Origin of the sequence: Salinisphaera sp. SPP-AMP-43, from assembly GCF_049568105.1 — a bacterium.
Taxonomy (GTDB): domain Bacteria; phylum Pseudomonadota; class Gammaproteobacteria; order Nevskiales; family Salinisphaeraceae; genus Salinisphaera.
On sequence record NZ_CP145335.1, the window covers coordinates 2,528,459 to 2,546,949 of the forward strand.

Genomic DNA, 18,491 nt, shown 5'->3' on the forward strand with positions numbered 1-18,491 from the left:
GCGGTCCATCCCCGACTTCAGCTGTGCCGGCGGCCTCGCGACCATGTCCAGGCGATAAGGCCGAGCCCCAGACAGAAAAAAGGCACCCCACTGGGTGCCGGTACCGGGCTTGCTTGATTTCCCGGCATGGCGGCATCCAGAGCCTGGCCGGTCTGGATGGCTGCCCCCGGTTCGGACTGGTAGGCAAAGCGCGCAAGCGTGAAATCGTTCAGCTCGGCATAGCCGAAGTGGACGCCGTCATCGAGCTGGAATTTCAGCCCGAGAAAGGCGAAATCATTATCGACCTGGGCTTGGGCCGGCGTCTCGAAGGACGTGAACGGGCCGCCGAAGATCATGTCGTCGCTGATCCGACTGCCGCTTAAGAAAGTGCTCACCGTGTCGGCCACGATCGGCGAGGCCGCGACCTGGGCCGTACCGCGCGTCGCCACGCCGGGCGAGGAGCCCGCGACCGGCCCCTGGGTCGGATCGTACAGAAACCGGTCGAAGACATAGCCAGCCTGGTTGTTTTCGCCCAGACCCACGTTGTAAGGCGCCTGGGAAAAATCCGCGCCGGCATCAAAACCGATCACCTCGGCCTGGGCCGTGCCCGCTATACCGAAGCCCATGGCCAGACAGACCGCAATGCTGCGGCTCATCGAATGGATAGACGTCATCTCGCTCTCCTCCGCTTGATGGGCCGATTCCCATGGTCTGGTCCGGCCCTGAATAATTTTTTAGATTCGTTTTGCGGCGTACCGCTGGCCCACCAACTACTCAACCGGCCGATCAGGCGCTTGCTCGTCTAACGCAGGCCGCAACCCAGACTTATTTCTTGTTGTCATTCCGTGTGCCGGGCGCAGTGCCTCGTTTCGAGGCCGCCTCCTGACAAGACCGGCTTGCCTCGCGGGCCGGGTTCGATCATCCCGGCCCGCGAGGCAAATATAGGCGCCGGTCCGGACTTCGCCGAGCCCAGGCCAGCGCAGCTCGCCTCAGGTCTGGATATAAGCCACATGGGTACGGGTATATTCGTACAGCCCGTGCTTGCCGTCCGCGCCGCCGATGCCGGACTTGCCGGTACCGGCATGGAAGCCCTGCATGGCTTCGAAGTTTTCGCGGTTGATATAGGTCTCGCCGTATTCGAGTTCGCGACAGGCCTTGAGCGCGGCATTCAGGTCGCGGGTATAGATCGACGAGGTCAGGCCGTAGTCGGAGTTATTAGCCATGGCGATGGCTTCGTCCAGATCGTCGACCACCTGGATCGGCAGCACCGGGCCGAAGATTTCGTCTTTCATGACTTCCATATCCGGCGTACAGGCGGACAGCACGGTCGGCTCGAAATGATAGCCCTGCCCGACGTCGGCGACTTGGCCGCCGGTCAATACCTGGGCACCGGCGTTTTTCGCCGACTCGACCATGGACGCGACTTTGTCGAGACCTTCCTGGTTGATCAGCGGCCCCATGTCGACCGAACTGTCGGCGCCCGGATCGCCATAGGTGGTGGCCTGCATCGCCTCGGCGATCCGCTGCTGGAAGGCTTCGGCGACCCCGCGCTGCACATACACACGTTCGGCGCAGTTACAGACCTGGCCGTTGTTGATCACCCGCGAGTCCTTGATCGCCTGAACAGCCAGCTCGAGATCGGCATCGTCGAGCACGATCGCCGGCGCCTTGCCACCCAGCTCGAGGTTGACCTTGGTGATGTTGTCGGCAGCGTTATGCATGATCGCCGACCCGGTGGCCACGCTGCCGGTAAAGCTGATCATGTCGACATCGCGATGCGCGGTCAGTGCACTGCCCGTCGTCGCCCCGCCACCGGAGACCACGTTGAACACGCCCTTGGGCAGGTCGATGGTATCGAGCAGCTTGGTGAACTCGAAGCAGTTGTTCGGCGTTTCCTCGCTGGGCTTGATCACGATGGTATTGCCGGTCACCAAGGCCGGCGCCATCTTGCGGGCGATCAAGAAAAACGGGAAGTTCCAGGGCAAAATCCCGGCGACGACGCCAAGCGGCTTGCGAAACAAAAACATATGTTCGCCCGGCCGGTCGCTTTCGATGATCTCGCCTTCGATACGGCGTGCCCATTCGGCCATATAGTCGAGATATTCGGCCGTGAAGTTCACCTCAGTTTCGGCCAGGGCCCGGACTTTGCCCTGCTCGGCCACGATCGTGCTGGCCAAAGGTTCGACGTTGCTGCGAATCTTGTCGGCCAGTGTATGCAGATAGTTGGCGCGCTCGATCGCCGGCCGGGCCGCCCAGTCCTTCTGGGCCGCTCGCGCGGCCTCGACCGCGCGCTGTACGTCGTTGGCGTCGGACTCCGGCACCCGCGACAAGAGCTCGCCGTTGGCCGGATTGTGATTGTCGTGCGTCTGGCCTGCCGCCGACGCCACGAACGCCCCGTCGATGTAGTTCTGATAGGTCGTCACGTCGCTCATCTCGATCTCCTCGCTGGAAATACGGGGTCTTTTCTTAGGCCCCGCGTGGGTCAGTAGGTGGTTCGTTCGCCGGGGGCGCTGCCGCCGCGGTGACGGGCAGCATTGGCATCCGCTGCCGTTTTGAGCAGGGCCACATCGAGCCCGGTGGCAATGAAGTCGAAACCGGCCTCGCGATAGCGCGTTGCATCAGCCTCGCCTGGGGCGAGAATGCCAGCCGCCTTGCCAGCGGCCTGGGTTGCCTCGAGCACGCGGCTGATGGATTTTTGTACTTCGGCATGGCCGGGGTTGCCGATATGGCCCATATTGGTGGACAGATCAGCCGGGCCGACAAACACCGCATCGACGCCCTCGGTTTGGGCGATGGCCTCGACGTTATCGACCCCGGTCGGCGATTCGACCTGGGCGATCAGGCACAGGCTATCGGCGGCGCGCTGGGCATAGTCGCTAATCGAGCCCCAGCGGTCGGCACGGATGACACCGGCGCCCATGCCGCGGAAACCAGACGGGGCATAGCGTGTCGCCGCGACCAGGTCGGCGGCCTGCTCGCCGGTCTCGACCATCGGTACCATTAGCGTCCGGGTTCCAATATCCAGAAGCTGCTTGATCAGCGCCGGATCGTGATTGACGGCGCGCACGATCGGCGCACCAGGATAACCCTCGATGGCACGCAGCTGCTCGAGAATGGTCACCACCGTATTCGGTGCATGCTCGCCGTCGATTAGCAGCCAGTCGAAACCGGCCGTGGCTACGACCTCGGCGGTATAGGCATTGGCTAGCCCCAGCCAGCAGCCGTAGAGCGCGTCGCCGGCCGGTTTCGAGGCAAGATGGGTTTTGAAGGCGTTGGCGGGAAATTCCATTTATGGCTCTCGATAAAACATGAATTACTGCAGATTGACGTATAAGCCGCCGTCGACCAACAACGCCGCCCCGCTCACGTACTTGGCCAGATCCGAAGCCAGGAACACGGCCGGTCCGCCCATGTCGTCCGGCGCGCCCAGCCGGCCGAGCGGTGTGCGCGAGACCATGTAATCGCGCTTGCTCGTATCCGATAGGTCATCGCGATTGATATCGGTCTCGATGGTGCCCGGCAGCAACGCATTGCAGCGGATGCCATGCGGGCCGAGCGCGACCGCGGTGGATTGCATCAACGACAACACGCCGGCCTTGGTGGGCGTGTAATGGGTCTGCATGCCGCCGCCGACCAGCGCCGAAATCGAGCTGACCGCGATGATCGAGCCGCCGTCGCCCTGCTCGACCATCTGGTTGGCCGCGGCCTGTACGGCGAAAAACGCGCCGTTGAGGTTGACGTCCACGGTCTTGAGATAGGTCTCGCGCGGCATATCCAGAAACGAATGGAACGGACAAATCCCGGCGTTGTTGATGAGCACATCCAACCGGCCGAAGGCATTGACCGCGGTCTCGACCAGCGCATCGCCCGTCTCCGGTTTTTCGGCCGAAGCCGCGACCCAGGCCGATTGCACGCCGTGCGCCTCGATCTCGGCCGCTGTGGCGGCCAGCGTCTCGCGCTCGGCGGCCGTGTCCTCGGCGCTGATCGCGACGTTGGCGCCGTGCTCGGCACAGGCCAGCGCGATACCGCGGCCGATGCCCCGCGATCCGCCGGTCACGAAGATGTTTTTACCTGTCAGCAGCATATCCTTGCCTCATTGTCTTGGTGGGCGATACGCCCGTCGTTCGGCGTATCAACGCAGATAATTGCCCCAGCCGACCATCGCGATCGATACCAAGATCACCACGATGCCGGCGGTCAGTACGCTTCGGTTGGCGGTGCTCGTGCCACGCCATTCCCTGAAGAACAGCCCCCACAAATTCGACACGATGATGATGAACGACATATGCAGCACCCAGGAGCTGGCGTCGTTATGCAGGCGCGATGCGCCCATGCCGTAGAAGAAGAACTGCAAAAACCAGGTGGTACCGGCAGCGGCACAGAGCAGATAGTTGCGCAGCAGCGGCGAGTCGCTATTCACATAGTCGCCATAGCTGCGGTTACGGAAGTTCATGGCGATACACCAGATAGCATTGGTGGTCAGCCCGCCCCACATGATGACCATGAACGTGACGTTGTTCTGGAATAACGAGTTGGCGCCGCTATCGATCGCTGCCTCGGCCAGCGGGCGACCGGCGTTAATGCCCCAGTTAAAAGCCGCCGACAACACGCCCGAGATCACGGCGACGATCAGCCCCTTGCCGAGCGAGAACTCGGCCACGCCGGCGTATTTGTCGTCGTCGGAGACTTCTTTTTCTTTCATCATGCCGGCCCGACCACAGATCGCGATCCCGATCAGCGATACCGCCACGCCCACCAGTACCCACTGGCCACCGGCATGGGTGAGCATCTGGCTGATCGTGCCGTCCTCGGCGTTGGTGAACAGATCGCGATACAGCGGCGGCATTAGCGCACCGAAGGTCGAGGTCAGCCCCATGACGATCGACATGCCGAGCGACAGACCGAGATAGCGCATGGTCAGGCCGAAGGTCAGACCGCCGATGCCCCACAGCACCCCGAAGATATAGGTCCAGAACAGAGTCGAAAAATCGGCCCCGGCGAGCACCTCGCCATAACCCGGAACGGTCAGAACCGCTGCGATCCATGGCACCAGCAGCCATGAGAACAGTCCACCGAGAATCCATAGACTCTCCCAGGACCAGCGTTTGACCTCTTTGTAGGGAATATAAAAGCTGCCGGCTGCGAAGCCGCCGACAAAGTGCAGAAAAATCCCGAGTATTACGGCGCCCAAGCCAAACTCCTTACCCTAGAAAATCATAAGCCGTGTCATGTCGGCCTTATCGATCCAACCGATAGACGCGGCGTGCGTTGTGTTCGAAAAGTGCGGCCCGATCGGTCGCGCTGGCCTTGGACAGGATCTCGGCATAGGCCTGCCAGATCGCGTCGTAGCCGGCATATAGCCCGTCGACCGGATAGTTGGAAGCGAATAGACAGCGCTCGACGCCGAAGGTATCGATCGCCTCGAAGATCAGCGGCCGGATCGAACCCTGGTTCCAGTCGTGATCGAGCATGCCGAAACCCGACAGCTTGATCGTCACATTGGGCAGACGAGCCAGCGCGCGCAGCCCATCGCGCCAGGCTCGCCAACCGCCGAGCCGAGTGCGATCGACATACATACCGGCATGGTTGATCACGAACGTCACGTCTGGGTGTTCCGCGGCCAGGATCGCCGCGGCCGGCATTTGGTCGGGATAGAGCTGCAGATCGAAGGACAGCCCGAACTCGGCCAGCAGTGCGAAGTTCGCCCGCCACTGGGGTTCGCGCATGTAGTGCCGGCCGACGTAGTCGAACAACGGATCGGCGTGCACGTTCAGAATCTGACGTACACCGCGTATCCGGTCACTGGCCGCGAGCTGGCGGGCCAGTACGTTACGGGCATCGGGTACCGAAAGATCGGCGCCAACCACCAACGCACTCGGCAGGTCGGCCGAGTTGTCGGCCTGGGGCAGCGTTGCCAGCCACTCGGTCTCGCGCACCGGGTCGAGCGCGTCGGCCTCGATATGCACAGCGGCCGTGATCTCGATATCGGTGGCCGCCGATAATAAATTGGCCGGCCCGAAATCGTGGGCCATTGGCGAATAATCGCCGAGCAGATTCGGCTGCGGATTCTCTAGCCAGGGCTGATTGCCGAGATCAAGCCGCCAGAAATGCACATGGGGATCGACGACACGCATGGTCAGAAGCGGCTCTGGCGGTGGCGATCGAGCGTAAATTTGTCATCCATATTGACTCTCCTGCTGCGCTTCATATCTTCGAGCCTGGCCGGCCGACCGGGGCGACGCGCCGCTCTTGTTCAGCCCCCAGATGAATAGCGAACCCAGTACGGCAATTCCGGCCAGGGTCAACAGGCCGGCCGCCTTGTCGTTGAACAGCGCATCGGCGCGTACCCGAATGATCGGCGCGACGAACCCGCCAATCGCGCCGAACATATTGATGAAACCGATACCGGCGGCCAGCGCGGTGCCGGACAGCAATCGGCTGGGCAACGTCCAGAACACCGGCTGCACGGCGATGAAGCCCGCCGCTGCGATGCATAGCGCGATAATCGCCAGAAGTGGCGATACGAGCCCGGACGCCCCAACCGCAAGCCCGGCAGCCAGCAACGTTAGCGCCGCGATATGCCGGCGCTCGTCGATTCGGTCGGACAGCCGTGGGATGAACCAGGTGCCCAACAACGCTGCGACCCAGGGAATAGAAGCCACCACCGAAGCCCAGAAACCGACCTCGGTCCCCAACAGGGCGGCCACCTGGGTGGGCAAGAAGAAGATCAGGCCATAGACGGCGGCCTGGATCGCCAGATAGATCAGCGCCAAATGCCAGACCTGCGGATTGCGGATCGCATCGGCCGACCGCGACGTGGCCGTTTGCCGCTCTTCCTCGTTCAAGCAGTCTTGCAGCGCCTGTTTTTCGTCGGCGCTCAGAAAACGGGCTTTGGCCGGCGTATCGTCGAGCCATACGAAGGTGAACAGCCCGGCGACGACCGCCAATAGCCCTTCGACCACGAACATCCAGAACCAGCCCGGTTGACCTAAAATGCCCTGCATTTCCAGCAAAGCCCCCGACAACGGCGAGCCGAGGGTCAGCGCCAGCGGCGCCCCCATATAGAACAGCCCCATGACCCCGGCCCGATATTCGCGTGGGAACCACAGCGCGGTGAGATAAATCATGCCTGGGAAAAAGCCGGCTTCGACCGCGCCTAGAAACAGCCGCACCAGCAGGAACTTGGCTTCGGTGTCGGCGAAGGCCATGCCGGCAGACAGCAGCCCCCAGAGCACAGTGATGGTGCCGATCCAGCGTCGGGCGCCCCAGCGATGCAGAATCAGATTGGCCGGCACGCCGAGTACGGCATAAAGCACGAAGAAAATGCCCGCACCCAGCGCGTAGACGTCGTCGCTCAAGCCGGTGTCGAGCTGAAAAGCCTCTTTGGCGAAGCCGATATTGGAGCGATCGAGAAACGCCAGCACGTACAGCGCCAGCATGAACGGAATCAGGCGCCATCGATTCTTTCTGACCGCCGTCTCCACCGAGGACATCGTCATACCCCCGCCGCCAAAGACTGCCTGTTCGGTGCGCTCGCCAGCTGGGCGCCGGAGTAGCCCCCACCACCGCCGGGCATCGACGCATACATACCACGCTCGGCGACGTGCTGGTCATCGCTTAAAGCGCCTGACGGCATGGGAACACAGCCTGCCCGAGGCTGACGGCCTGGCCACCCCTGACGGGCTGAATCGAGGCTTGTCGGCAACGCCTGCATCGGCTCAGCCATTGCTCTCGGGCGTCATCGCGAACACCGGCTCGAGCGCCTCGGTGATCGGCGCGTCGTCCGGCGCGGTTTCCATGATGTCGGCCATATACGCCCACCAGCGCTGCATGACCTCGTGGCCAGGCAGTTCGTCGACGTGGTGGGCCTCGGCCAGATGCATGACCGCGAACAGCCGACCGCTGTCTTCGTTGACAAAGATCCGGTAGTCGTACACCCCGGCTTCGCGCAGCAGATCGGCGAGCTCCGGCCAGATCGCGTCGTGGCGACGCCGATATTCAGCGACTTGGCCGGGATAGAGCTGCATCTCGAAAGCGCGCACAGGCATGGCTTAATGCTCGTAGGGCCGCGCCAGATCGGCATCGGCCGCGATCGAGACACCAAAGCCCGGCTTGTCGAGCGCCGAGGCCTTGATCCGGCCGTTCTCCGGCACCGGCTCGCCTTCGAGCAGCGGCGTGAACATCGGCACCACCTCATCGGCCTGCGGCGCCATCATCAGAAATTCCGAAAACGGGCTGTTATGCCGGGTGATCACGAAATGATAGCTGTAGACCGACGAACCGTGCGGAATCACCAGTTTCTGGTGGGCATCGGCCAAGGCTGAGATCTTGATCAGCTCGGTCACGCCGCCGCACCAGCCGACATCCGGCTGGATCACGTCGCAGCAGTCCATCTCCAGCAGCATGCGAAAGCCCCAACGGGTGGCTTCGTGCTCGCCGGTGGTGACCCACATGCCAGGCGGCGTATTACGGCGCAACTCGGCGTAGCCCCAGTAATCGTCCGGCGGCAGCGCCTCCTCGATCCACTTCAGGCCGTAGTCGGCTGCGCCGTGGGCCAGCCGGGTGGCGTATTCGACGTTCAGGCTCATCCAGCAGTCGTACATCAACCAGAAGTCGTCGCCGACCCGGCTGCGCATATCGGCAAGCTGTTCGAGATTGGCTTTCAAGCCCGCATCGAACTCGGCCGGACTGTGCTTGAGCGGCAGCTTGCCGCCGATGAAGCCCATTTCCTTGGCCAGATCGGGACGGGCGCCGGTGGCATAGAACGTTAGTTCGTCACGTACCGGGCCGCCAAGCATCGCGTGCACTGGCTCGTCCCGCACCTTGCCCAGCAGATCCCAAAGCGCCAAATCCACGCCGGAGATCGTGTTCAAAACGATGCCTTTACGGCCATAGAACAAGGTGGCATGGAACATCTGGTCCCACATCTTCTCGATGTCCGTGACCTGCTGGCCTTCGACGAACCGGGCCAGGTGTTTTTCAACGATGAAGGCCCCCAGCTCGCCGGCGGTAGTCACACCAACACCGACATTGCCATCGCTGGCCTCAACCTCGACCACCAGCGTACCCAGCACATTGAGACCGAAACTGCGACGCTTGGCACGATATTCCGGGTACTTGCTCATCGGCGTGGCGATTTGGCTATCGATCCAGTGGCCTTCACCCTGGTCGTGGTAATCGGCACCGCCCCCGCGCACCGTGTAGGCACGAATCTGCTTGATCGTCGGCATCGCCATTGTGGAACGCTCCGTGTACGCCAGTTCTTGTCTCAGATGACCCTTGGGATAGCAGCCTGTCGTGGGCCGCGACCAATACCGCGACCGCTGCCGGCGATACTGTTTAGTTATTGATTGAATGAAACGCTGGGTCCACGGGCCTTACGCCGCTGTCCCGAAACTCGCTGAACCGCTAGATGTTCGACCAATGTCGAAGGCACAGACGGCGCGATAGCATTAGGGTATTGCCATCGTTTGCGCACTATTTTCGGTCGCCCCAATGGCCCTGGTTTCCCGTACCACCCTGCTCAACCGGCTTCGCTATAAACATCTGTTATTGATTCGCCTGCTCGACGAGCGACGCAATCTGCACCGGGTCGCCGAAGCGATGAATATTTCGCAGCCGGCGGCAACGCGTATGCTGCGCGAGATCGAAACCACCTTCGACAGCCAGCTTTTCACTCGCGAAGCCAAAGGTGTGACCCCGACCCGGCTGGGCGCCGTGCTGGTCTCGTTTGCCCACAACGCACTGACGCGCCTGGATCGCTGTGCCGAGGAGCTGCAGCGGTTTCGGGCCGGCGACGGCGGCGAACTCGCGATCGGTGCGATTATGGGTGCCGCCCCGGACCTGGTGGCCCAGGCCGTGATCGATATGAAGCAGGATCGACCTTTGCTGCGTATTCGCTTGATGGGCGAAACCAGCGACCAACTCCTGGATCTGCTCTCGCGCAGCCAGATCGATATGGCGATCGCTCGTTTTTCTTCGGCCCTGCAGCACAACGAGTTCGATTTCGAACCGCTGGGCAACGAGCGCATGGTAGCCGTGGTGCGCCACGACCATGCCCTGGTCATGGCCGAAGCCCCGCCGCTGGCCGACCTGCTTGAGGACTGGCCGTGGCTGCTGCAGCCGGTGGAAACGCCAGCTCGCCAGGCACTGGAAAAAGAACTCGAACAACGCGGCCTGGTCTCGCCGCGCGACGTGGTCGAGTGCGGTTCGATCTTCGCCGCACTGCAATTGGTCAAACGCAGCGATGCGATCCTGGTCATGGCCGAATCGGTGGTCCGCGATTATCTCGATTTCGGCGTTCTCAAGGCCCTGCCGGTCTCGCTCGGCGAAGCCCTCGCGCCGTTCGGTATTCTCACGCGTCGCGGCGAACGCTTAAGCGAGGCCGGGCACCAGTTTGCGGCGGTCGTACGCCGCCACGCCGCAGCACGTACACCCGCCAGCCTTGGCGTCGAGCATTGACGCTGCGTTGGGCGGCATTTCCACGTTAAACTCGCGCGCCTCGGTTTTTTCCATCTTTCCAGCGGAGCGGCCATGGCCGAACTACAGCAGATCATCGAAGACGCCTTCGACAACCGCGACCAGCTGTCGCCTTCGTCGGCCGATCCGGCCATCGTCGAGGCCGTGGAATCGGCCCTGGCCATGCTCGACGACGGCTCAGCCCGCGTGGCTGAACCCACCGCCGACGGCTGGCAGGTCAACGAATGGCTCAAAAAAGCGGTGCTGGTGTCGTTTCGCCTGCGCGACAACACCGCGATCGACGGCGCCCATACCCAGTATTTCGACAAGGTGCCGTCCAAATACGCCGACTACGACGACGACGCCTTCAAACAGCAAGGCGCGCGCGTGGTGCCGCCGGCCATGGTCCGGCGCGGTGCGCATATCGCCCCGAACGTCGTGCTGATGCCCAGCTATGTGAATATCGGTGCTTACGTCGGCAAGGGCTCGATGATCGATACCTGGGCCACGGTCGGCTCCTGTGCCCAGGTCGGTGAAGGCGTGCATCTGTCGGGTGGCGCTGGACTCGGCGGCGTGCTCGAGCCGCTCCAGGCCGCCCCGACTATCATCGAGGACGGCTGCTTCATCGGCGCGCGCTCGGAAATCGTCGAGGGCGTGCGCGTTGGCAAGGGTTCGGTGATCTCGATGGGCGTGTTCATCGGTGCCTCGACGCCGATCTACGATCGCGAAGCCGACCAGATCATCCATGGCGAAGTGCCGGCGGGCTCGGTGGTCGTGGCTGGCAGCCTGCCACGCGACAACGGCCGCTACTCGATCAACGCTGCCATCATCGTCAAAAAAGTGGATGAGTCGACGCGCGCCAAGGTCGGCGTCAACGAACTGCTGCGTAACGTCGAATGATGACCACGCTGTACGGCATCAAGACCTGCGACACCTGTCGTCGGGCACGCCGGTGGCTAGACGCCGCCGGCGTCGACTATCGCTGGATCGACCTGCGCGCCGACGGCATTACGCGTGAGCGTCTCGAAGCCTGGCGCGCCGCGCTCGGCGATGCGGCCCTGATCAATAAACGCAGCAAAACCTGGCGCGATTTCGATGCCGCTGCCCGGGCCGCGGCCGAACGTGATCCGGTGCCGGTGCTTGCCGAGCATCCGACGCTGATCAAGCGGCCGATTCTGGAAACCGACCCCGAGACCGTGGCCGGCTTTTCCGAAGCGCGCTATCAGTCTCTGTTCGACACCGCGTCTTGATGTCCGATCGCTCTGCCCTAGCACTGGCTCGTGAGTTGATACAACGGGCCTCGGTCACGCCAAGCGATGCCGGCTGTCAGACGTTGATCGCCGAGCGGCTGGCTGCCGCCGGTTTTCGTGTCGAACATGTGCGTTTCGGTGAAGTCGACAATCTGTGGGCGGTCGCCGGCGACAGCGGGCCGCTGCTATGCCTGGCTGGACATACCGACGTGGTGCCGGCCGGCCCGGAAGACCAATGGTCGTATCCGCCGTTTGCCGCTGCCATCGCCGAGGGCTGGCTGTATGGCCGTGGCGCCGCTGATATGAAATCCAGCGTGGCGGCCATGGTTGCGGCTGCCGAGGCTTTTCGTGCCGAAAACCCCAGCCACCCTGGGCGGCTGGCATTTCTTCTGACCAGCGACGAAGAAGGCCCGGCGATCGACGGCACCCGCGCCATGGTCGACTGGCTGAACCAGCGCGACGAACGGATCGATTACTGCGTGGTCGGCGAGCCATCCAGTGGCCTCCGGCTGGCCGATACGATCAAAAACGGCCGGCGGGGCAGCCTCAACGCCACCCTTCGGGTCGAGGGCCGCCAGGGCCATGTCGCCTATCCGCAGCGCGCTGACAATGCGCTGCATCGTTTGGTGGGTCTACTCAATGACCTGTGCCAGCACCGCTGGGACGACGGTGATGCGTTTTTCCCGCCAACCTCTTTTCAGGTGTCAAACCTGAACGCCGGCACCGGCGCCGAAAATGTGATTCCAGGCACGGCCGAAGCGCGCTTCAACTGGCGCTTTTCGCCCTTGCAAAGCGCCGAGTCGCTGCGGGGCATTACTGCCAAATACTGCGGCACCCACGGTATCGATCCAGCAACAATCGAATGGCGTCTTTCCGGCCAGCCGTTCGTTACCGAAAGCGGCGCCCTGGTCGACGCAGCCCAGCGCGCCATACAGGCCCACTGCGGCTATAGCGCCGAACTGTCCACGGCTGGCGGCACCTCGGACGGTCGCTTCATCGCCCCGACCGGCGCCCAGGTGATCGAACTGGGGCCGTCGAACGCCTCGATTCACCAGATCGATGAGTGTATCGAAGCGGCCCATGTAGACCGGCTCGCCGCTATCTATCAAACGCTGATGCAGACGCTGCTCAACACGCCGAACGACTAGCGCCTCCGACCATGACAAGCCGGGTCAGCCGGCCGTGCTGGCCAGCCTGATTAACGGACCCGCGCTCGCATAGGGACCGAAGAGCGCGACCACATGGACGTGGCGCATAGCCAAAACCGCGGCTTGCCGAAGGCCCGCAGCCTCGCCATCCGTTCGTGTACATTTCACGCTACAGCGTGCAAAGCTCGACCTGCACGCCATCGTCACGCCGGGCGTGACTCATACAGCACAGCCGACACCGCTTGTCTGCAACGCCGCTGCGTGTTTGCGCCGAGCGCCCGGCCAGTGCTCAGTCGGGCCGTAGCGCTGACCCAAAATCGATGCGCCTCCAATACAATGGCTCGAACCCGCGCATCGGCATTCCGGACCGATGCGATCGTCAATGGTGGCCCCGCCATTGCCGCATAGCGCCTCCGAAAACGGCTTGTTGGATGAGCGTACAGGCGAGATACGACACCTGCAGCCGCGCCGTCAACGCCCCTCCCGGTGGGGCTGATGCGTTGCCTCTGTCACGCCGCCCACCAAACGCAGCAGCCGCGATCCAGGCGTGCCATATGCTGGATAGGTTGATCTGATGCTGCGGCGTGCAGGCGCCCTCGCGTCCGGTCATTCGCTAAAGCAGGCAAACCGCACGGCATGCACAGCGCCATCGGGCGACTTGCAAGACCGTGGCTGTGCCAGCAATCGAGTTACGACGAATTCTAGACGGTCGATAACGGGTTCGGCCGCGAGGCAATCCCGGCCCGGCCGGCACGACCAAGTCTTTCCCGCACCGGTTCGCGCGCAGCCCGCCACTCGTCGAGTTTTTGATCGGCGTAGTAGTAGCCGCGGTAAACCACGTCGTCGAGTGCATCCCAGTCGAACATGCCGACGTTTTCGACCGGCATATGCAGTGCTAGATCGGCCCGGGCATCGATCTCGCGGCGCTCCCGATCGCTCGACAGCGTCGCGGTATGGAACAAGATCCGAAACATATTCAGATGCCGGCCGGCGGCACCTATCGACAACAGCGACGTGGTCGGTTCGTCGTCGGCCATCTCGACTTTCAGGTTCGACTGGCTACTGACGTCGGACACGATCACCTGCCCTCGCCCCATTTCGGCCATGGTGTCGAACGGAATGGCATTGAGCAGGCCGCCATCGACCAGCAACTCGCCGCGATGTACGGCCGGCGGCGCAATGCCGGGCACGGCCATGCTGGCCGCGATCCAGGTCGCCAGCGGCCCCTGATCGTGTACGACCGGTATGCCCCGCGACAGGTTGGTACTCAGACAATAAAATGGGATATCGAGATCCTCGATACGACGTTCACCGAAGATCGTGCCCAGTTGGCGCTGAAACTTCTCCGCGCTGATCAGCGAGATGCGCGACAGGGAATAATCGTTGAGGTATTTGCCGGAGGCAAAGGTCTCGCGCAGATGCTCGAGAATCGCCGGCGCGCCCTCGCCCATAGCGATCATCCCGGCCACCAGAGCCCCCATGCTGGTGCCGCCCACCGCATCGATCGGTATGCCCTGCTCGTGCATGGCCCGAACCAGGCCGACATGGGCAAAACCACGCGCGCCGCCGCCGCCGAGTACCAGACAGTTGGCGCGCCCGGACACCAGGCGCACCAGCCGACCGATATCGGCCTTCGGGTAATCGTAGCCGACCCGATGATGAAAACCAGCACTGGCCACTTGGCGCCAGGCCAGCGCGCTGTGCTGGTCATCGGGGCGATGCAGAAGAACCAGCTCCATCGGTGCTCGTAATGCTTGCTCGCCGAGCCAGGCCAGATTGCGCGAGACGAACGGCCGCTGGCTGCCGTGGGCCACGATGAGTACGCGGTCGGCCTGACGCAGCACCCGGCGGGTCCAGGCATCGGGCTCGGCACTGCCTTGGTAGATCAGGTAGCGATAGCGCTCTTCGAGCTGAGTCAGCCAACGCGTCAGCGTGCGATGCGAATCCCCGGCCCCGAGATCGACACCAGCGGTGCCCTCGCCGAGCGCCTCATCCACGCGCCGTGCATCGATTCTCAGCGTAGCCGCATAGCCGGCCAGGGTTTCCGATAACACTCGACAAAAACCAGCCATATCGACGCCGGGATGGGCCGGCACCACGGCAAAGGTACGCGCGTTTCGAACGCTGTCGCGACTGGCCAGCGGCTTCATCGCACTGAGCCGGTCGGCGATCAAGCGGGTGACCTGCAGCATCGCCTGGGGATGACGGCCAACCAACGATTCGAACTGATCCCGCGAAATACGCAGCAGTTGGGTATCACGGATCGCCAAGCCGTCGGCGGAATGTTTCTGAGCCCGGATGATCGAGATTTCACCGACCATTTCGCCGGCGCCGAGCTCGCCCATATGCAACGATGGACCATCCTCGCGGGGCCGGATTACACGGATCCGCCCGCTGACGATCAGATACAGCGCATTGCTATCGTCACCGGCACGAAATAGATATTCGCCGCCGCCAATCTCCAGCCACTCGGCCCGTGCTGCGATCGTACGCAAAGCGCGTCGGTCGAGATCGCGAAACAGCGGATAGGCACGCAATACGGCTTGGGTATCCATCTCTGCAGTGTCGCAAGATCGTGCTGCGACGGCCAGATATAAAAAAGCCCGGGGCGGTTCTACCGCCCCGGGCCGAGCATGCCGGTCTGTTCGACTGGACCTAGAGCATGCTGGTATTTCGTCCGAGCGCCACATTGCCGCCCCAAATCGTGGCGGCCAAGGCACGAGCCGTCGTTGCCGTTATCGTGGCCTGCCACGATAACGGCTCATCACGCAGCCCGACGCGATTTGGGGTACCCCCCTTTGGAACCAGGACCTGCACGAAACCTCAACACGCCCTAGGCTGCGCTTTCCATATCCTTGCTGTATTCACCCCGTGCGGCGGCGCCGTTGTTACGGGCGCGCTGTAGCAAGGCCTGTTGCGCGGCGGGCACGTTATCTGCCTGTCCGGCCCAGGTGGTCAGCGCCGGGGCCTGCAGCGCACGGCTGTATGAAAACGACACGGTCCACGGATGCGGGCCGCGCCGGTTCATGGCGTCCAAATGCGCCGTGGCCAGCTCGGCATCCTGACCGCCGGACAGAAACACAATGCCCGGCACCGCAGCCGGCACACAGCGATAAAAGCAACGCAGCGTCGCCTCGGCGACCTGTTCGACGCTGGCCTGGTCCGGACAACTCTTGCCCGAGATCACCATGTTCGGCTTGAGGACCATACCTTCAAGCAGGACATTCTGTGCCTTCAACTCGGCAAATACCTTGTTGAGCGTGCGCTCGGTGACCTGTTCACAAACCTGGATCGAATGCGCGCCGTCCATCATCACTTCCGGCTCGACGATCGGGGTCAGGCCGGCTTCCTGGCAAAGCGCGGCATAGCGCGCCAGCGCATGGGCGTTGACGTGCAGCGCATAGTCGGAGGGCATGCCGTCGCCGATATCGATAACCGCCCGCCATTTCGTGAACCGGGCGCCCGCCTTGCGATATTCGTCCAGCCGTTCGCGCAGACCATCGAGGCCTTCGGTAACTTTTTCGCCTTCGGCGCCAGCCAGCGCCTTGGCGCCCTGGTCAACCTTGATCCCCGGCATGATGCCCCGGTCGGCCAAAAGCTTGGGAAACGGCGTGCCATCGTCGGCTTTCTGGAACAACGTCTCTTCGTAGAGAATTACGCCGCTCAGAAACTGTTCGATGCCCTCGGCCGTGAACAGCATGTTGCGGAATGCCTGTCGGTTCGACTCCGTCGATTCGACATTGATGCTCGCCAGACGCTTGGTGGCCGTCCCGGTGGATTCATCGGCTGCCAGAATGCCCTTACCGTGGGCCAGCATCGCCTGGGCCGTATCGATTAAAACCTGCTCCTGCATCGCGCCATATCCTCAGTTCAGTATTGGTATGCCAATACATCGACGGCCGGCGTTTGGCCGACCGTCGATGTGCGCTCATTGCGTATGGCGGAGAGGGTGGGATTCGAACCCACGAGGGGCTTGCACCCCTGCCGGTTTTCAAGACCGGTGCAATCGACCACTCTGCCACCTCTCCAAAACTCTATGGCCCTAAGGCTGAATCGATAGTGAGCAGGTACTGCCCGTTACCGAACATATTTTCGTGGCGAGTATGCCGGCATGCAAGCCATGCATCCAGGCCTTTGGCGATGGTTTCGTTCCCATGGGTGAGCACTATGCAATCAGGCGTTGTCCCATCCGCGTGCTTTCTTTATACTCCGCGCCTTCGCGATTTTCGCCGGGGTAGCTCAGTCGGTAGAGCAACTGATTCGTAATTAGTAGGTCGGAGGTTCGATTCCTCTCCCCGGCACCAATGCTGCTGTTAAATCAGCAACTTAAACGCCAGTGACGTAAATTTGACGCACTGGCGTTTTTTTTATGGGCACCATCCGGCCTTGTGTCCGCCCGAATACGGATTCGCCAGTCCCGCCTCGATCAAGCGCGGCGCAAGGCGCTGTCCGTCGATCACGACCTGCGCGACGATCCGGAAATACTTGCCACGGCGCATATGCCGCAACTGGATGTTGTGGCCGCTGCGCAGAGCCGACACAGTGAATTGCTTGGCCTGGCGCGCGAGGCGCTTCTCTCTCGCGCAATGCGCGCGGATCTCCGGCGTATCGGCGCCGGCCAATCGAATCGGCACACGCGAACCGATGAGCGACGGCCAGCCGGCGATATCGACCCGGAACGTATCGCCGTCGTAGATGCTGGTTACGCGCTCTACAGAGGCGCTGCCATAGTCGCGGTCGGCCGCGCTCGCGGCAAATGATAGGCACAAGGCCGCCGCCAGAACGCAGAGCCTCATGCGTTATAGAGTCCTAAAGCTGTCTCGACCTGGCTATGCTGCTCGGCCGGGGCAAATACATAGTCGCACCTGGACCAATCCGATCGGATGCCGGCGGTTTCAACAGCAGTCACCCCGGCAAAGGAGTCGCTTTCGTCACGCATGATTTCGAATTGCGCGTAGCCTACCGATCGGAACAGTGCCTCGATTTCGTCCTGGCGCGCCTTACGTTCGCTCTCCGCGCTGTATACCGGCAGCAGCTCCATTAGGACCGGCGGCCGCTCACGCTCGATTAGGCGCAGCAGCGATTTCGTGACATCGAGCTCGAGACCTTCGACATCGATCTTGATGATGCTGATCGGCTGCTCGCCGACCAGGCTTTCTACGGTGTCGGCCGACACCGTGGCGACGTGCTGCGTCGAAACGACATCAATTCCCCGGTCGTGGCGCATGCTGGCTTTTGAGTCATGGCCGGATTCGTCATAGCTATAGAGTGTCGCGACACCATCACGATCAGCAATGCCGGCCGGCACGATATCGCAGTACGACAGCCGATTGCGACGCTTGAGCTCGTTCAAATAATAGACGCATGCCGGGTTCGGCTCGAAGCCGATATACGGGCGCTCGGGCTGTAGCGATTTCACTTTGAGCAGCGTCTGGCCTACGTTGACCCCGCAATCGACGAATGCGCCATCGCGATATGAAACCAGACCGCGAAGCACATCGGTCATCCAGCTTTCGTTCGGCGAATACTGAAGGCCGTTGATATGCGGTATCTGGAACGTCTGGCCGTTGAGATCGATGCGCTGTGTGTAGTTCAGCTTGGTCATGTACCAAGCCAGTCGGCGGCGAAGCATATTGTCCCCCAATGAATAACCCCA

The 18,491-nt window shown here is 62.4% G+C and carries 17 protein-coding genes and 2 tRNA genes; 5 read left to right on the forward strand and 14 right to left on the reverse strand.

Annotated features, from left to right (window positions below):
- Window positions 1-17: 17 nt before the first annotated feature.
- The 9 genes from V5738_RS10740 to rhmD all read right to left on the reverse strand — a co-directional run bounded on the left by V5738_RS10740 (window position 18) and on the right by rhmD (window position 9,215).
- Window positions 18-653: a hypothetical protein gene (locus V5738_RS10740; protein WP_423820798.1), complete on the reverse strand. Its 636-nt coding sequence runs from the start codon at window positions 651-653 to the stop codon at window positions 18-20.
- 315 nt (window positions 654-968) lie between these two features.
- Window positions 969-2,411: an aldehyde dehydrogenase gene (gene aldA / locus V5738_RS10745; RefSeq protein WP_423820799.1), complete on the reverse strand. Its 1,443-nt coding sequence runs from the start codon at window positions 2,409-2,411 to the stop codon at window positions 969-971.
- A gap of 50 nt (window positions 2,412-2,461) precedes the next feature.
- On the reverse strand, window positions 2,462-3,268 hold the full coding sequence (locus V5738_RS10750) for an HpcH/HpaI aldolase family protein (protein ID WP_423820800.1): 807 nt from the start codon (window positions 3,266-3,268) through the stop codon (window positions 2,462-2,464).
- A 24-nt stretch (window positions 3,269-3,292) separates the two neighbouring features.
- Window positions 3,293-4,063, reverse strand: a complete 771-nt coding sequence (locus V5738_RS10755; RefSeq protein ID WP_423820801.1) for an SDR family NAD(P)-dependent oxidoreductase — start codon at window positions 4,061-4,063, stop codon at window positions 3,293-3,295.
- 48 nt (window positions 4,064-4,111) lie between these two features.
- On the reverse strand, window positions 4,112-5,170 hold the full coding sequence (rhaT, locus tag V5738_RS10760) for an L-rhamnose/proton symporter RhaT (RefSeq protein WP_423820802.1): 1,059 nt from the start codon (window positions 5,168-5,170) through the stop codon (window positions 4,112-4,114).
- 46 nt (window positions 5,171-5,216) lie between these two features.
- Window positions 5,217-6,113 (reverse strand): amidohydrolase family protein, encoded by an 897-nt coding sequence (locus tag V5738_RS10765; protein ID WP_423820803.1) that lies wholly within the window; start codon window positions 6,111-6,113, stop codon window positions 5,217-5,219.
- Window positions 6,114-6,155: 42 nt separating this feature from the next.
- Window positions 6,156-7,478, reverse strand: coding sequence for an MFS transporter (locus V5738_RS10770; protein ID WP_423820804.1), 1,323 nt, complete (start codon window positions 7,476-7,478; stop codon window positions 6,156-6,158).
- Window positions 7,479-7,697: 219 nt separating this feature from the next.
- On the reverse strand, window positions 7,698-8,027 hold the full coding sequence (gene rhaM / locus V5738_RS10775; RefSeq protein ID WP_423820805.1) for an L-rhamnose mutarotase: 330 nt from the start codon (window positions 8,025-8,027) through the stop codon (window positions 7,698-7,700).
- A gap of 3 nt (window positions 8,028-8,030) precedes the next feature.
- Complete coding sequence (gene rhmD, locus V5738_RS10780) at window positions 8,031-9,215, reverse strand: L-rhamnonate dehydratase (protein WP_423820806.1); 1,185 nt, start codon at window positions 9,213-9,215, stop codon at window positions 8,031-8,033.
- Window positions 9,216-9,474: 259 nt separating this feature from the next.
- Here rhmD and V5738_RS10785 point away from each other — a divergent pair, with 259 nt between their 5' ends.
- From V5738_RS10785 to dapE, 4 genes are all read left to right on the forward strand, one after another.
- Window positions 9,475-10,440: a LysR family transcriptional regulator gene (locus V5738_RS10785; RefSeq protein WP_423820808.1), complete on the forward strand. Its 966-nt coding sequence runs from the start codon at window positions 9,475-9,477 to the stop codon at window positions 10,438-10,440.
- A gap of 72 nt (window positions 10,441-10,512) precedes the next feature.
- On the forward strand, window positions 10,513-11,337 hold the full coding sequence (dapD, locus tag V5738_RS10790; protein WP_423820809.1) for a 2,3,4,5-tetrahydropyridine-2,6-dicarboxylate N-succinyltransferase: 825 nt from the start codon (window positions 10,513-10,515) through the stop codon (window positions 11,335-11,337).
- Window positions 11,334-11,687, forward strand: coding sequence for an arsenate reductase family protein (locus V5738_RS10795; protein WP_423820810.1), 354 nt, complete (start codon window positions 11,334-11,336; stop codon window positions 11,685-11,687). The genes dapD and V5738_RS10795 overlap by 4 nt, the downstream gene beginning before the upstream one ends.
- Window positions 11,687-12,835 carry a succinyl-diaminopimelate desuccinylase gene (gene dapE, locus V5738_RS10800; RefSeq protein WP_423820811.1) on the forward strand — a complete coding sequence of 383 codons (1,149 nt, stop codon included), beginning with the start codon at window positions 11,687-11,689 and terminating at the stop codon, window positions 12,833-12,835. The genes V5738_RS10795 and dapE overlap by 1 nt, the downstream gene beginning before the upstream one ends.
- A 701-nt stretch (window positions 12,836-13,536) precedes the next feature.
- On the opposite strand, the gene V5738_RS10805 is transcribed toward dapE, so the two are convergent.
- The 3 genes from V5738_RS10805 to V5738_RS10815 all read right to left on the reverse strand — a co-directional run bounded on the left by V5738_RS10805 (window position 13,537) and on the right by V5738_RS10815 (window position 16,863).
- Complete coding sequence (locus V5738_RS10805) at window positions 13,537-15,390, reverse strand: patatin-like phospholipase family protein (protein ID WP_423820812.1); 1,854 nt, start codon at window positions 15,388-15,390, stop codon at window positions 13,537-13,539.
- Between the two features lie 278 nt (window positions 15,391-15,668).
- Complete coding sequence (locus V5738_RS10810; RefSeq protein ID WP_423820813.1) at window positions 15,669-16,688, reverse strand: class I fructose-bisphosphate aldolase; 1,020 nt, start codon at window positions 16,686-16,688, stop codon at window positions 15,669-15,671.
- An 85-nt stretch (window positions 16,689-16,773) separates the two neighbouring features.
- Window positions 16,774-16,863, reverse strand: a tRNA-Ser gene (locus tag V5738_RS10815).
- Between the two features lie 200 nt (window positions 16,864-17,063).
- Between V5738_RS10815 and V5738_RS10820 the strand changes: the two genes are divergently transcribed.
- Window positions 17,064-17,139 (forward strand) — tRNA-Thr (locus V5738_RS10820).
- Window positions 17,140-17,202: 63 nt separating this feature from the next.
- Here the strand turns inward: V5738_RS10820 and V5738_RS10825 are convergent.
- Both V5738_RS10825 and V5738_RS10830 read right to left on the reverse strand, forming a co-directional pair.
- Window positions 17,203-17,631, reverse strand: a complete 429-nt coding sequence (locus V5738_RS10825) for a thermonuclease family protein (protein ID WP_423820814.1) — start codon at window positions 17,629-17,631, stop codon at window positions 17,203-17,205.
- Window positions 17,628-18,467 carry an FkbM family methyltransferase gene (locus V5738_RS10830; protein WP_423820815.1) on the reverse strand — a complete coding sequence of 280 codons (840 nt, stop codon included), beginning with the start codon at window positions 18,465-18,467 and terminating at the stop codon, window positions 17,628-17,630. The genes V5738_RS10825 and V5738_RS10830 overlap by 4 nt, the downstream gene beginning before the upstream one ends.
- Window positions 18,468-18,491 lie beyond the last annotated feature (24 nt).

Coding starts and splice junctions, on each gene's coding strand:
- V5738_RS10740 (WP_423820798.1), bottom strand. CDS start 653: ATGACGTCTATCCATTCGATGAGCCGCAGCATTGCGGTCTGTCTGGCC.
- aldA (WP_423820799.1), bottom strand. CDS start 2,411: ATGAGCGACGTGACGACCTATCAGAACTACATCGACGGGGCGTTCGTG.
- V5738_RS10750 (WP_423820800.1), bottom strand. CDS start 3,268: ATGGAATTTCCCGCCAACGCCTTCAAAACCCATCTTGCCTCGAAACCG.
- V5738_RS10755 (WP_423820801.1), bottom strand. CDS start 4,063: ATGCTGCTGACAGGTAAAAACATCTTCGTGACCGGCGGATCGCGGGGC.
- V5738_RS10765 (WP_423820803.1), bottom strand. CDS start 6,113: ATGCGTGTCGTCGATCCCCATGTGCATTTCTGGCGGCTTGATCTCGGC.
- V5738_RS10770 (WP_423820804.1), bottom strand. CDS start 7,478: ATGACGATGTCCTCGGTGGAGACGGCGGTCAGAAAGAATCGATGGCGC.
- rhaM (WP_423820805.1), bottom strand. CDS start 8,027: ATGCCTGTGCGCGCTTTCGAGATGCAGCTCTATCCCGGCCAAGTCGCT.
- rhmD (WP_423820806.1), bottom strand. CDS start 9,215: ATGGCGATGCCGACGATCAAGCAGATTCGTGCCTACACGGTGCGCGGG.
- V5738_RS10785 (WP_423820808.1), top strand. CDS start 9,475: ATGGCCCTGGTTTCCCGTACCACCCTGCTCAACCGGCTTCGCTATAAA.
- dapD (WP_423820809.1), top strand. CDS start 10,513: ATGGCCGAACTACAGCAGATCATCGAAGACGCCTTCGACAACCGCGAC.
- V5738_RS10795 (WP_423820810.1), top strand. CDS start 11,334: ATGATGACCACGCTGTACGGCATCAAGACCTGCGACACCTGTCGTCGG.
- dapE (WP_423820811.1), top strand. CDS start 11,687: ATGTCCGATCGCTCTGCCCTAGCACTGGCTCGTGAGTTGATACAACGG.
- V5738_RS10805 (WP_423820812.1), bottom strand. CDS start 15,390: ATGGATACCCAAGCCGTATTGCGTGCCTATCCGCTGTTTCGCGATCTC.
- V5738_RS10810 (WP_423820813.1), bottom strand. CDS start 16,688: ATGCAGGAGCAGGTTTTAATCGATACGGCCCAGGCGATGCTGGCCCAC.
- V5738_RS10825 (WP_423820814.1), bottom strand. CDS start 17,631: ATGAGGCTCTGCGTTCTGGCGGCGGCCTTGTGCCTATCATTTGCCGCG.
- V5738_RS10830 (WP_423820815.1), bottom strand. CDS start 18,467: ATGCTTCGCCGCCGACTGGCTTGGTACATGACCAAGCTGAACTACACA.